Source organism: Dokdonella sp. GW821-FHT11D02 (assembly GCF_058808595.1).
This window is the reverse complement of record NZ_CM179520.1, coordinates 4,391,138-4,403,802: the sequence shown is the minus strand read 5'-3', so window position 1 is coordinate 4,403,802 and position 12,665 is coordinate 4,391,138. Positions and strand designations below refer to the sequence as shown.

Here is a 12,665-nt window from a genome sequence, read left to right as displayed (position 1 = left end):
ACATGACCCAAACCGCCACCCCCAGCTATCTCGATACCGCGTCCGCGCCGCTCGTGTTCACGCAGGCCGCCGCCGGCAAGGTGCGCGAGTTGATCGCCGAGGAAGGCAATCCCGAACTGAAGCTGCGCGTCTACATCAGCGGCGGCGGTTGTTCGGGCTTCCAGTACGGCTTCACCTTCGATGAGGCGCGCGCCGAGGACGACCTCGCGGTCGATCGCGACGGCGTGACTCTGCTGGTCGATCCGCTTAGCCTGCAATACCTCGCCGGCGCCGAAATCGACTACTCCGAATCGCTGACCGGCGCGCAGTTCGTGATCCGCAATCCGAACGCGAAGACGACCTGCGGTTGCGGTTCGTCGTTCACCGTCTGAGCGCCGTGAGCGACCGCGTCAACGTCTTCGCCGGCCATCCGCTGGAACGCAACGCCGAGCTGCGCGACGACGCTGAGTGGGGCGCCGCACAGCGGGCCGATGCACGCGCACGCTTCGTACTGATCGTCGACGACGGTCGTGCCTTGTGCACGCAAGCACGCGATGGCCTGCGCCTGCTCACCGCGCCCGAGCGCGAGGCGCTGGCGGCCGAGGTCGCGCTGACGTATCTGGGCGCCGATGTCGGCGGCCCGCTGTTCTCGTTCGGCCTCGATGCCGCGCGCGCGGCGCAGGTCGCGGCGGCGCTGGACGCCGATTTCATCGATCTGCGCGCAGCCGGCATGCGCCTGTCGGCGTTCGACGCCGGCCTGTTCGCTTACGCACGCGCGTACGCGCATTGGCAGGCGCGCACGCGCTACTGCTCGAATTGCGGCACGGCCTTGCACCTGGTCGCGCTCGGTCATCGCGCGCTGTGCCCGAACGGCGCATGCGCGATCGAGCATTTCCCGCGCGTCGATCCGGCCATGATCGTGATCGTCGGCTTCGGCGACCGCTGCCTGCTCGGCCGCCAGGCGAGCTGGTCGGAACATCGCTACTCGACCCTGGCCGGTTTCGTCGAGCCGGGCGAATCGCTCGAGGACGCCGTGCGCCGCGAGGTGTTCGAGGAGGCCGGCGTGCGCGTGGGCGCCTGCACCTACCATTCCTCGCAACCATGGCCGTTTCCCTCGTCTTTGATGCTCGGTTTTTTCGCCGAAGCGATCGATCCGACCATCCGCCTCGGTGCCGAACTCAGCGATGCGCGCTGGTTCAGCATCGACGACCTCGTGCGCGAGCTGAGCGAACGCCGGCTGGTGCTGCCGCCACGCGTGTCCGTTTCGCACGAACTGATCGCCGACTGGCTGCGCCAGCGCAGCGGTCTGGAGCTCTCGACGCTGCTTTCCGACGAACCCTGGCAGAAAGCGCGCGCCTGAGCCGGGCGCGTGCGCGGCCGGCTCCGCTAGAATGCGGCGAGCGTCGCCGCTCGCGCGTCCTTCGGAAAGGCATATGGCACAGACTCTGCTCGCGGTAGTGCTGGTTCTGGCGGCGGCGCATGCCTTGCCCGACCTCGCACGCCTGCGTGACTTCTCCTGGTTGAAGCACTGGCTGAGCCGCTGGAACGGCGCGGCCGGCGCGCCGCCGCCGTGGTGGTTGCCGCTGATCGTGCTGGTGCTGTGTGCATTGATTCAGAGCGCACTGGCGCACGTGCTGTTCGGCTTGCCGGCATTCGCCTTCGGCGTGCTGGTGCTGTTCTACAGCATTGGACCGCGCGATCTCGAAGCCGACATCGACGCGGTGTTGAAAGCGCCCGACAGCGATCGTCGCTACGCCGCCGCGCAAGGCCTGCGCCCGGTACCGGCAGCCGAGCCGTTGCCGCTGCAATCGGCCCCGCTGGTGGAAGCCACGTTCGCCTCGGCGCTGTCGCGCTGGTTCGGCGTGCTGTTCTGGTTCGTCGTGTTGGGCCCGGCCGGCGCCATCACCTATCGTGTCGTGCAATTGCTGGCGCGGCACCCGGCCTTCACCGCGGAAATCGACGCCGAGCGCCGCGCGGGCTTGGAGCGCGCCGCGCTGGTGCTCGATTGGGCCCCTTCGCATCTGGTCGCGCTGACCTTGGCGCTGGCGACCGAGTTCGACGCCGTGGTCAAGACCTGGCGCGACTATCACGCCACGCACGGCCAGGGTTACTTTACCCTCGATCTCGGCTTCCTCGGCGCGCTCGCGCGTGCCGGCATCGACGCCGACGTGATCGCCGGCGACGGCTACGCCACCGACGTCGACAATCCGCTGCTGGAACTGACCGACGCACGCACCGTGCTGCGCCGCATCCTGTACGTCTGGGTCGCGCTGATCGCGCTCTGCGTGATTGCCGGCTGGGCGGCCTGAGCGCTCAGGCTGGCGCGAGCGCCGTGCGCAACACGTCGCGTGCCGCCTGCGGCCGGCCGAGCGCCAGCGCGCGCCGCGACAGCGCGGCGAGGCGCTGCGAGTCGGCCAAGAGATCGCGCACGCGATAGTCGAGCGCGGTCGCGTCGACCGCCTTCAGCGCGGCGCCTTGTTCGAGCAGGTAGTCGCAGTTGCGCTCTTCCTGGCCCGGAATCGGCGCATGCACGATCATCGGCCGGCCGAGTGCGAGGCATTCGGAGGTGGTCAGTCCGCCGGGTTTGGTGATGACCAGGTCGCAGGCCGTCATCAAGCGTTCGACACGGTCGGTGTAGCCCTGCGCGATCAGGCGGCGCGGATGCCGCTCGGCCAGCGCGCGCAGACGCTCGAGCATCGCCGCATTGCGGCCGGCCAGCGCGACCAGCTGGAAGTCCGCCTCGAGCGCGAGCAGCCGCTCGGCGACTTCGTCGAGACCACCCAGACCCGCGCCGCCGCCCATCAAGAGGATCGCGCGGCGCTGCGGATCGAGGCCGAACTCGGTCGCGCAGGCGTTACGGTCGAGCGTTTGCGCGAAGACCGGCATGATCGGGATGCCGCTGACCTGGATGCAGCGTTCGTCGATGCCGCGCGCACGCATGCGGAACGCGACTTCGTCGCTGGCGGCGAAGTAGCCGGCCATCTCCGGCACCACCCAAAGGCCGTGCAGATCGAAGTCGGTCACCACGACGAACACCGACGCGGTGAGACGCGCGCGTTGGCGCTCGCGCATCAGCAATTCGGCCGGCAGAAAATGCGTGCAGATCACTACGTCGGGAGCGAAGTCGGCGACGGCCCGGCGCAGCTCGCGCGAGTTCAGGCGCTCGATCGCGCGGCGCAGGCGCGCCAGCGGTGCGCTCGGTGGCGTGCGATCCATGATCCGATACAGCATCGACCAAGTGGTCGGGCTGTGCTCGACTAATTTCAGATACAGGTCGGTGTATAGCGTGCGGAATGCCGCCGGCACGTAGTCCATCACGTCCAGATGCAAAGCTTCTGCATCGAACTGCGTTGCGGCAGTGGCGCGCAGCGCTTCGGCAGCGCGCACATGGCCGGCGCCGGCGGACACACTGAGCAGAAGCAGACGGCGCTTGGTCGCCGTCACGCCCATTCTCCGCGCAGTTCGCGCACGCGCTGTTCGAGCGTCGCCGCGTCGGTCGTGGGCGGCAGCGGCGCGCCGAACGCGACCGCGATACGCGACCAGAAACGCCGCGGCAGGCGCGCGCGGCCGAGCGCGGAGTCGTGGCGGCTGAACACCGAGCCCCACAGGCCGCGCAGCGCGACCGGCACCACCGGCACCGGGCGGCGCGCGAGAATCTTCTCGACGCCGTTGCGGAACGGCGCGATCTCGCCGTCGCGCGTGAGCGCACCTTCCGGAAAAACGCAGACCAGCTCGCCTTCGGCGAGCGCGCGATCGATCTCGTCGAATGCGCGTTCGAGCAGAGCCGGGTCTTCCTTGCTGCCGGCGATCGGAATCGCCTTGGCGGTGCGGAAGATGAAGTTCAGCAGCGGCACGTTGAAGATCTTGTAGTACATCACGAAGCGCAGCGGCCGCCGCACGAGGCCGCCGACGATCAGCGGATCCATATAGCTGACGTGGTTGCAGACGAGCAGGGCGGCGCCCTCGTCGGGCACCTGCTCGAGTCCCTCGGTCTTGATGCGATACAGCGTCTTGACCAGGATCCACGACAGGAACCGCATCAGGAATTCCGGCACCAGCGTGTAGATGTAGATCGCGACCAGCGCGTTCATCAGCGCCACGGTCAGGAAGATCTGCGGAATCGAAAAACCGAGCGCAGTGAGACCGATGCCGAGTCCGGCCGCGACCACCATGAACAAGGCGTTGAGCACGTTGTTGCCGGCGATCACGCGCGACAGCTCGCTGCGCTCGGCGCGGCTCTGCACCAGGGCGAACAGCGGCACGATGTAGAAGCCGGCGAACACGCCGAGCAGGGTCAGATCGAGCGCGATGCGCCAGCCGCCGGGCGAGGCCAGGAAGGCGAGTGCGCTGAGCCCGTGTACGACGGATGGCTCGGGTCGGGCGAAGTACAGATCGACGCCGAACAAGGTCAGTCCGATCGAGCCGAACGGCACCAGGCCGATCTCGACTTTGTGCCCCGACAACCGTTCGCACAGCAGCGAACCGGCGCCGACACCGATCGAGAACAGCGCCAGCACTAAGATCGCGACCGATTCGTTGCCGCCGAGGAAAAGCTTGGTGTAGTTGGGCAGCTGCGCGGTGAACACGCCGCCGAAGAACCAGAACCAGGAGATGCCGAGCACCGAATTGAACACCGTGCGATTGCGCGCGACGAAGCGCAACGCGCGCGCCGTCTCGGTGAACAGATTCCAGTTGAAGCGGAGATCCGGCGCGGTCGGCGGGGCCGGCGGAATCGCGCGGCTGACCAGATAACCGAGCAACGCGACGCCGACGACCAGGATCGACGCCGCGGTCGGCCCGATGTCGGTCATCGCCATCAGCGAGCCGCCGGCGATCATGCCGATCAGGATCGCCAGCGAAGTGCCCATTTCGACCAGCCCGTTGCCGCCGACCAGCTCGTTCGGCGCGAGCGCCTGCGGCAGGATCGCGTATTTGATCGGGCCGAACAGGGTCGAATGCAGGCCCATCAGAAACAACACGCCGAGCAACAGCGGTACGTTCTTGGCGTGGAAGGCGTAGGCGGCCAACGCCATCGCGGCGATCTCGAACAGTTTGACGAAACGGATCAGGCGCGTCTTTTCGTACTTTTCCGCGAGCTGACCGGCGCTGGCCGAGAACAGGAAGAACGGCAAGATGAACAGCGCCGGCGCGAGGTTCGAGTAGAACCCGACGTCGGCATCGGAGAGACCCAGATGAAAGGCGACCAGCACCACCAGCGCCTGACGAAACGCGTTGTCGTTGAACGCGCCGAGCGCTTGCGTGGCGAAGAACGGCAGGAAGCGGCGCGTGCGCAACAGATCGAACTGATTGGAGCTGCCCATGGCCCGCCGATTCCCCCGTGGTTTGCACGAATCTAGCAGCACGCGCCCCGCATTGGCGACGCCGGAAGATAGCGAACTTCGCGTGCCGCCACCGGTCGGCGCGCGCACCGGCGCGAGCGGGTAAACTGCGCGGCTTGTTCCTTCATGGCCGCGTCGCCGCGGTATCCGCCGATGTCTTCCAAGCCGCTCTCCCGATTCCTCCTCGCCGCTGCCATCGCCTTGGCGCTGCCGTCGCTGCTGCATGCCGAAGCGCTGCTCAAGCCGGTGCCGACGCCGGATCTGTCGAAATTGCCGGCGCCGAAGGCGGACGCGCTGCGCAAGGAGCGCGAGGAATTCGACAAGGTTCGCGCCACGCTGGCCGGCGATCCGCTCGCCGAGGCCTACGCGCTGCTCGCCGCGGTCTATGCACGCAACGAGCTCTATGCGGCTGCTTCGGTCGCGATCGAAGACGCCGTGCTGCTGGCGCCCAAGGACGGCCGCTGGCGCTATCTGCAAGGCATCATTTCGCTCGGCGACAAGAACACGATCGGCGCGAAATCCTCGTTCGAGAACGCGTTCGCGCTCGATCAGAACTATCTGCCGATCCGCACCGCGGCGGCGAACCAGAAGATGAGCGGCGGCGATCTCGACGGCGCGCGCAAGATGCTGGAGGAATACACCGCCAAGAAGCAGGACCAGGCGGTGCCGTACGCGATGCTCGGTGAGATCGCCTTGCGCCAGAAGCGCTACGCCGACGCAGTCCAGCAATACAACCAAGCGCTGAAGCTGGCGCCCGATGCGAACAAGCTGTACACGGAACTCGCCGACGCCTACGCCGGCACGGGCAATGCGAAAGCCGCTGCGGAGGCGCGCGCGAAGGCCGGCCCCAACGCGCCGAGTCTGTACGATCCGCTCGGCGCCGGTCTGTTCGGTCGCGCCGCCACGCAGGCGCCGCCCAAGCCGGTCGATCCGAAGACGCTGGCCTTGAACGAAGCGATCGTGCTCGCCGGCCAACGCCAGTATCCGGCTGCGCGCGCGAGCTTGGACAACGCGCTCAAGATCGCGCCGAACGACGTCGCCGTGCTGGCGCTGTACGCACGCATCGAAGCGCTGTCGGGCAACCTGCCGGCGGCGGAGTCGCGCGTCGCCGCGGCGATCGCAGCCGACGGCAAGAACGCGGTCGCGCGCTTCAGCCAGGGCGCGGTGCGCGAAGTCGCCGGCGACGACGCCGGCGCGCAACGCGGCTACGAAGAAGCGGTCCGCCTCGACCCGAAATTGATCGGCGCGCGCGTCTCGCTCGGCAATCTCCTGATGCGCAGCGGCCGCCCCGAAGGCGCGGTCGAGCAGTACCGCGCTGCGGCCGAAATCGTTCCGGCCGATGGCGACAGCTGGGCGCGACTGGTCGCGGCCGAAGTCGCCGCCGGGCGTTGCGCCGCCGGGATCAAGGACGTCAACGGCGCACTCGCCAAGAATCCGAACGATGTCTACTTGCTGCAACTGTTCGCGCGCTTGGCCAGCACCTGTCCGGCGGCCAGTGCCGACGAAAAGCGCGTCGCCCTCGACTACGCCGCCAAGGTGTACCGCGGCAGCCAATTGCCGCAAGTCGGCGAGGCTTATGCGCTCGCGTTGGCCGCCAACGGCAAGTGGGACGATGCGGTGAAGACGCAGCAGGGAGCGATGTTCCTGGTCCTGCGCGCCGGCGGTCAGGCCGAACTCGGCGGTTATCGCGAAGTGCTGCAGTTGCTGCAAGCGAAGAAGCTGCCCGACCGCCCTTGGCCGGCCAGTTCCGACATCTTCCGTCCGAGCCGGTTGCAGGCCGATCGCGGACCGGCGCCGCCACCGCCCGGTGCGGCACCGGCGGCACCGGCTGCGCCGCCGCCGAAGCGTTGAGATGATTTCGTGCGGCGCGGCTGCTCAGCTGCGCCGCAGCGCGCGATGCCCGATGTCGCGCCGATGGAAAGCGCCGTCGAAATGCAGCGTGCGCAACAGCGCGTAGGCGCGTTCGCGTGCGGCACCGATGTCTTCGCCGAGCGCGCACACGGTCAGCACGCGGCCGCCGGCGGTGACGACGCGCTCGCCGTCGAGTCGGGTACCGGCGTGGAACACCTTGGCGTCGGGGGCGGCTGATACCGCGAGGCCGTCGATCGCATCGCCGCTGCGTACCTTGCCCGGATAGCCGCCCGCGGCGACCACCACGCCGAGCGCCGGGCGCGGGTCCCATTGCGCCGACTGCGTGTCGAGGCGGCCGTCGATCGCCGCTTCGGCGAGTTCGACCAGATCCGATCGCAGACGCAACAGGATCGGCTGCGTTTCCGGATCACCCAAGCGCGCGTTGAATTCGATCACCTTCGGCGCGCCGCTCTTGTCGATCATCAAACCGGCGTAGAGAAAGCCGACGAACGGCGCCCCTTCGGCCGCCATGCCGGCGATAGTCGGGCGCACGACCTGTTCGAGGATGCGCTGCTCGACCGCGGGCGTGACCACCGGCGCCGGCGAATAGGCGCCCATGCCGCCGGTGTTCGGACCCAGATCGCCTTCGTCGCGGCGCTTGTGGTCCTGGCTGGTCGCCAGCGGCAGCACGTTGCGACCGTCGCTCATGACGATGTAGCTGGCTTCCTCGCCGTCGAGGAATTCCTCGATCACCACGCGCGCGGAGGCGTCGCCGAAAGCGTGCGCGCCGAGCATGTCGTGCAGCGCTTGTTCGGCGTCGGCCAGGGTCAGCGCGACGACCACGCCCTTGCCGGCGGCGAGACCGTCGGCCTTGATCACGATCGGCGCGCCTTGCGCGCGCACGTAGGCGAGCGCGGGTTCGAGTTCGGTGAAGACGGCGTAGTGCGCGGTCGGGATGTTGTGACGCGCGAGAAAATCCTTGGCGAACGCTTTGGAGCTTTCGAGCTGCGCAGCGACGCGGGTCGGACCGAAACACGGCAGGCCCGCGGCGCGAAAGCGGTCGACCACGCCGGCGGCAAGCGCCGCTTCCGGCCCGACCACGGTCAGCGCGATGTCTTCGTCCAAGGCCAAGGTCAGCAGACCGTCGACATCGGTCACGCCGATCTCGACGTTGCGCACGCCGGGCTCGAGCGCGGTGCCGGCATTGCCGGGCGCGACCAGCACTTCAGTGACGCGCGATGATTGCTTCAACTTCCAGGCCAGCGCGTGCTCGCGGCCGCCGGAACCGATGACCAGAATTTTCATGGGGAGGCCGGGATTCGAGATTCGGGATTGGGGATTGGTAGAGCACCGCTACGGAAGGGGATGGGCTTCGCGCAGGAATTCGGATTGGCTTTTCCGAATCCCCAATCCCGAATCCCCAATCCTCGCTTCAATGTCTGAAATGCCGCACGCCAGTGAACACCATCGCCATGCCGTGCTCGTCCGCGGCAGAGACGACTTCGGCATCGCGCATCGAACCGCCCGGCTGGATCACGGCGCGGATGCCGGCCGCGGCGGCGGCGTCGATGCCGTCGCGGAACGGGAAGAACGCATCGGACGCCATCACGCTGCCGGGCACTTCGAGCTTGGCATCGGCCGCCTTCAGCGCGGCGATCTTGGCGCTGATGACGCGGCTCATTTGACCGGCGCCGATGCCGACCGTGCGGCCGCCGCGCGCGTACACGATCGCGTTCGACTTCACGTACATCGCGACGTGCCAGGCGAACAGGAGATCGTGCAGCTCGGTCGCGTCGGGCGTGCGCTTGGACACGACCTTGAGGTCGGACAAGAGCAGCGTGTCGCGATCGGCGTCCTGCACCAACAGGCCGCCGGCGATGCGCTTGTAGTCCTGCGCGTGCGGCGGCAGTTCGTCCCAGTCGCCGGTTTCGAGCACGCGCACATTCGGCTTCGCTGCGATCGCCGCGATCGCTTCGGGCTCGAACGCCGGCGCGACCACGACTTCGACGAACTGGCGCGCGACGATCGTCTTCGCCGTCGCCGCATCGAGACGGCCGTTGAAGGCGATGATGCCGCCGAACGCGGACACCGGATCGGTCGCGTAGGCGTTCTCGTAGGCTTCGGCCAAGTTGGCGCCGAGCGCGACGCCGCAAGGATTGGCGTGCTTGACGATGACGCAGGCCGGCGTCTTGCGGAACGCTTTTACGCACTCGAGCGCGGCGTCGGCGTCGGCGATGTTGTTGTAGGAGAGTTCCTTGCCGGCGAGCACGCGCGCGGCGGCGACGGTGCCGCGCGGCGGGTGGCGTTCGACGTACAGTGCCGCGCCTTGATGCGGATTCTCGCCGTACCGCAGCGTCTGCTTGCGCTCGAATGCGAGGCGCAGGCTCGGCGCGAACGCTTCGGGCTTGTCCGCATCGGCGCGCGTGCCGAGCCAGTTCGCGATCAGGCCGTCGTAGCGCGCCGTGTGCGCATAGGTCTTGGCGGCGAGGCGGCGGCGCAGCACCAGCGAGGTGCCGCCGTGCGCGAGCGCTTCGAGCACTTCGGCGTAGTCGGTCGGATCGACCGCGACGGCGACGTGATCGTGGTTCTTCGCCGCGGCGCGCAGCATCGCCGGGCCGCCGATGTCGATGTTCTCGACCGCATCGGCGAGGGTGCAATCGGGTGCCGAGGTGACCTGCTCGAACGGATACAGATTGACGATCAACAAATCGATCGGTTCGATGCCGTGCTGTTCCATCACTGCATCGTCGATGCCGCGCCGGCCGAGCAAGCCGCCGTGCACGCGCGGGTGCAGCGTTTTGACGCGCCCATCCATGATCTCGGGAAAGCCGGTCAACGTGCTGACATCGGTTACCGGCAGACTGGCCTCGCGCAGCGCCTTGGCGGTGCCGCCGGTCGACAGCAGCGCGACGCCGAGCGCGTCGAGGCCGCGCGCGAGATCGATCAGGCCGGTCTTGTCGGAAACGCTGAGCAGCGCGCGCCGCGCGGGAACCAGAGTCGCATCGAACATGGGATCAAACAGGTCGCCGGAAAAGGCGGAATTGTAGCGGCGCGACCGGCTTCGCGCTTGCGCCGCGGGCGGCGCCCCTCAATCGGCCAAACCGTACTGCTGCAGCTTCTTGCGCAGGGTGGCGCGATTGATGCCGAGAGCGGCCGCGGCGCGGCTCTGGTTGCCGCCGTACCAGGTCATCACTTCGCGCAGCAGCGGTGATTCGACTTCGCACATGACGAGCGAATGCAAGCCCTCGCCGGGCTCGGATTCGACGTCGGACAAATAGCGGCGTACCGCGCGCGAAACGCATTCGCGCAGCGCGGGTTGCAATGAGGATTCGTGCGCGACATCGGCGCGCGGCAGACTTGCGGCGTTCACAGCGAACAGGGCCCCTTCAGATGAAACCGACTTCCTTGAGTGGGCCGACGCGCAAGCGAGATGCACGTCGGAAGGGGATATTAGCGCCGCGGGGTCGCCTTGGTAAGTCCTTGGAATGTGAAATCCGGTGTTGCGATTCGTGCGTGCGGCGAGGTCGTTGCGCGTGCGCGGCTTGCGTGTGCTTCTTCAAGCGATCACTGAGCAGACGCCCGGCGACGCTTGCGCTCACTCGAACTTGAACTCGAACGCGACCGCATTGCGGCCGGGATCGGCGATCTCGAACACCAGCGCTGCGCTGGCGCCGGCGGCGAGCCCCTGCTCGACGGCGCGCGTATCGCCGAGGTAGTCGCGCGGCACGAAGCGGCGCATCGCGATGCGTTTCTCGTCGAGATCCGACAAGGTGATGCCGACGGTCGGATACGACTGCGCGAAGGCGGCGTCGTTGCGCAGCGTGGCGGAGACGATCAGCGCGCCGTCGACGGACGGGTGCGGCCGAATGTCGCGCGAGAGCAGGCTCAGCGTGGACGCATCGTGGCGCAACGGCAGGCGGCAGGCGAGGCGTGCGCAGGCCGCGTCGAGCCACGGCCGCACGCGTGCGTCGTCGATCCAGCGTGCGCGTTCGGCCCAGGCGATCTCGCCGCCGAGCACGAGCAGCAGCAGGAAGCAGCCGGCGAGCCATGTCCCATTGCGCGGCGCGCGTGCGCGCCGACGCGCGGCGGCGAACGCGGGCAAGGTCGAGCGATCGGCCGCGAGCACGCGTTCGGCTTGGGTGACGAACAGCATCGCCTGCGCCGGATTGGGGCGGAACACCGGCAGCTCCAGCTGCGGCGGCGCCGGCCCGAGCGGATGGGTCTGCAGATATTCGATCGGTTCGGGCGGCAACTGCTCGGTCAACGTGCGCAGCGCGTCGAACACGGCCGCACAATGGCCGCAGCGCACCTCACCGCGCGTTGCGGCGAGCTCGGCGCCGCCGAGTTTGAAGATCGTCAGGCACTCGGGACATTGCGCATACATGCGCCGATTGTAAGCCGCTGATGAGAAGCGCGGCCATGGACGGCCGCGAGTAGAGTTTCCCGAAGACGCACCGCACCGGTTCTTGCGCGCGAGCAGGTCGCGGCGATCAAGGAGGATCGCAAGAGCGAAGGTCGCGGGCGTGACGCGTTACGCGCGTCGGGCGTGTCGGGTCGGGTCAGCGGCGGCGGCCGCTGATGCGCACCCAATCTTCGCGCGTGGTCACGAGCAGATCGTCGAACCATTCCGCGTAGCGCTCGACCAGTTCCTGCGCCTGTCCTTGCAGGATGCCCGACAGCGCCAGCGCGCCGCCCGGGCGCACGTTCGCGGCGAAGCGCGGCGCGAGTTCGGCCAGGGGGCCTGCGAGGATGTTGGCGACGAAGACGTCTGCCTGCGCCTGCGCAAACTCCTCCGGCAACAGGAGTTCGAGACGTTCTACGACGCCGTTGCGCGCGGCGTTGTCGCGACTCGCCTCGATCGCCTGCGGATCGTTGTCGACGCCGACCACACGTGCGGCGCCGAGCTTGAGCGCGGCAATCGCGAGCACGCCCGAGCCGCAGCCGTAGTCGATCACGTCGCGGCCGGCGATCTCGATGCCGTCGAGCCATTCCAGGCACAGGGCCGTGGTCGGATGCGTGCCGGTGCCGAACGCGAGGCCGGGATCGAGACGCACCACGATCGCGTCGCGATCGTCCGCCGGCGGTTCGATGTTCCACGGATAGATCCACAGCCGGCGACCGAAGCGCATCGGCTGGAACTGATCCATCCAGACTCGCGTCCAGTCCTGGTCGGCGACCTCGCGAAACGCGATGCGCTCGGGCGCGAGCTCGGGCAGGAGGTCGGTCAAGACGTGCAGCAATCCGGCGCGATCGGTGCCGGCGTCGAACAGCGCACACAATGCGATCTCGCCCCACAACGGCGTCTCGCCGACGCCGGGTTCGAGGATCGCACGTTCATTGGGCGTGTCGACCTCGGCATCGAGCAGGGTCACGCTGAGCGCGCCGACTTCTTCGAGCGCGAGTTCGACGCGTTCCTGCTCGGATTCGTGGACGGTGAGGGCGAGTTCGAGGAAGCCGGGATTAGGGGTTTGGGATGGCGGATTGGACAAAGCAGAC

Annotated in this window: 11 protein-coding genes; 4 read left to right on the top strand and 7 right to left on the bottom strand. The window is 68.1% G+C overall.

Annotation, left to right across the window (positions count from 1 at the left end):
• Window positions 1-2 precede the first annotated feature (2 nt).
• From erpA to ampE, 3 genes are all read left to right on the top strand, one after another.
• Window positions 3-371, top strand: a complete 369-nt coding sequence (gene erpA, locus AC3QL3_RS18620; protein WP_492895609.1) for an iron-sulfur cluster insertion protein ErpA — start codon at window positions 3-5, stop codon at window positions 369-371.
• A gap of 5 nt (window positions 372-376) precedes the next feature.
• On the top strand, window positions 377-1,339 hold the full coding sequence (gene nudC, locus AC3QL3_RS18615) for an NAD(+) diphosphatase (protein ID WP_492895608.1): 963 nt from the start codon (window positions 377-379) through the stop codon (window positions 1,337-1,339).
• A gap of 73 nt (window positions 1,340-1,412) precedes the next feature.
• Window positions 1,413-2,288, top strand: a complete 876-nt coding sequence (gene ampE, locus AC3QL3_RS18610; RefSeq protein WP_492895607.1) for a regulatory signaling modulator protein AmpE — start codon at window positions 1,413-1,415, stop codon at window positions 2,286-2,288.
• A 4-nt stretch (window positions 2,289-2,292) separates the two neighbouring features.
• Here ampE and AC3QL3_RS18605 read toward each other — a convergent pair whose 3' ends face one another.
• On the bottom strand, window positions 2,293-3,423 hold the full coding sequence (locus AC3QL3_RS18605; RefSeq protein ID WP_492895606.1) for an MGDG synthase family glycosyltransferase: 1,131 nt from the start codon (window positions 3,421-3,423) through the stop codon (window positions 2,293-2,295).
• A complete protein-coding gene (locus tag AC3QL3_RS18600; protein WP_492895605.1) occupies window positions 3,420-5,300 on the bottom strand; it encodes an MFS transporter in 1,881 nt (626 codons plus the stop codon). The genes AC3QL3_RS18605 and AC3QL3_RS18600 overlap by 4 nt, the downstream gene beginning before the upstream one ends.
• Window positions 5,301-5,471: 171 nt before the next feature.
• Between AC3QL3_RS18600 and AC3QL3_RS18595 the strand changes: the two genes are divergently transcribed.
• The gene (locus AC3QL3_RS18595; protein ID WP_492895604.1) at window positions 5,472-7,169 is read left to right on the top strand and encodes a tetratricopeptide repeat protein; all 1,698 of its coding nucleotides are present in this window, start codon (window positions 5,472-5,474) and stop codon (window positions 7,167-7,169) included.
• 24 nt (window positions 7,170-7,193) lie between these two features.
• On the opposite strand, the gene purD is transcribed toward AC3QL3_RS18595, so the two are convergent.
• The 5 genes from purD to prmA all read right to left on the bottom strand — a co-directional run bounded on the left by purD (window position 7,194) and on the right by prmA (window position 12,658).
• Window positions 7,194-8,474, bottom strand: coding sequence for a phosphoribosylamine--glycine ligase (purD, locus tag AC3QL3_RS18590; RefSeq protein WP_492895603.1), 1,281 nt, complete (start codon window positions 8,472-8,474; stop codon window positions 7,194-7,196).
• A gap of 127 nt (window positions 8,475-8,601) precedes the next feature.
• The gene (gene purH, locus AC3QL3_RS18585; RefSeq protein ID WP_492895602.1) at window positions 8,602-10,179 is read right to left on the bottom strand and encodes a bifunctional phosphoribosylaminoimidazolecarboxamide formyltransferase/IMP cyclohydrolase; all 1,578 of its coding nucleotides are present in this window, start codon (window positions 10,177-10,179) and stop codon (window positions 8,602-8,604) included.
• A 78-nt stretch (window positions 10,180-10,257) separates the two neighbouring features.
• Window positions 10,258-10,539 carry a helix-turn-helix domain-containing protein gene (locus AC3QL3_RS18580; RefSeq protein ID WP_492895601.1) on the bottom strand — a complete coding sequence of 94 codons (282 nt, stop codon included), beginning with the start codon at window positions 10,537-10,539 and terminating at the stop codon, window positions 10,258-10,260.
• Window positions 10,540-10,764: 225 nt separating this feature from the next.
• A complete protein-coding gene (locus AC3QL3_RS18575; protein ID WP_492895600.1) occupies window positions 10,765-11,553 on the bottom strand; it encodes a zinc-ribbon and DUF3426 domain-containing protein in 789 nt (262 codons plus the stop codon).
• Between the two features lie 175 nt (window positions 11,554-11,728).
• Window positions 11,729-12,658 carry a 50S ribosomal protein L11 methyltransferase gene (gene prmA, locus AC3QL3_RS18570; protein WP_492895599.1) on the bottom strand — a complete coding sequence of 310 codons (930 nt, stop codon included), beginning with the start codon at window positions 12,656-12,658 and terminating at the stop codon, window positions 11,729-11,731.
• Window positions 12,659-12,665 lie beyond the last annotated feature (7 nt).

Coding starts and splice junctions, on each gene's coding strand:
- AC3QL3_RS18575 (WP_492895600.1), bottom strand. CDS start 11,553: ATGTATGCGCAATGTCCCGAGTGCCTGACGATCTTCAAACTCGGCGGC.
- purD (WP_492895603.1), bottom strand. CDS start 8,474: ATGAAAATTCTGGTCATCGGTTCCGGCGGCCGCGAGCACGCGCTGGCC.
- AC3QL3_RS18595 (WP_492895604.1), top strand. CDS start 5,472: ATGTCTTCCAAGCCGCTCTCCCGATTCCTCCTCGCCGCTGCCATCGCC.
- ampE (WP_492895607.1), top strand. CDS start 1,413: ATGGCACAGACTCTGCTCGCGGTAGTGCTGGTTCTGGCGGCGGCGCAT.
- purH (WP_492895602.1), bottom strand. CDS start 10,179: ATGTTCGATGCGACTCTGGTTCCCGCGCGGCGCGCGCTGCTCAGCGTT.
- erpA (WP_492895609.1), top strand. CDS start 3: ATGACCCAAACCGCCACCCCCAGCTATCTCGATACCGCGTCCGCGCCG.
- AC3QL3_RS18600 (WP_492895605.1), bottom strand. CDS start 5,300: ATGGGCAGCTCCAATCAGTTCGATCTGTTGCGCACGCGCCGCTTCCTG.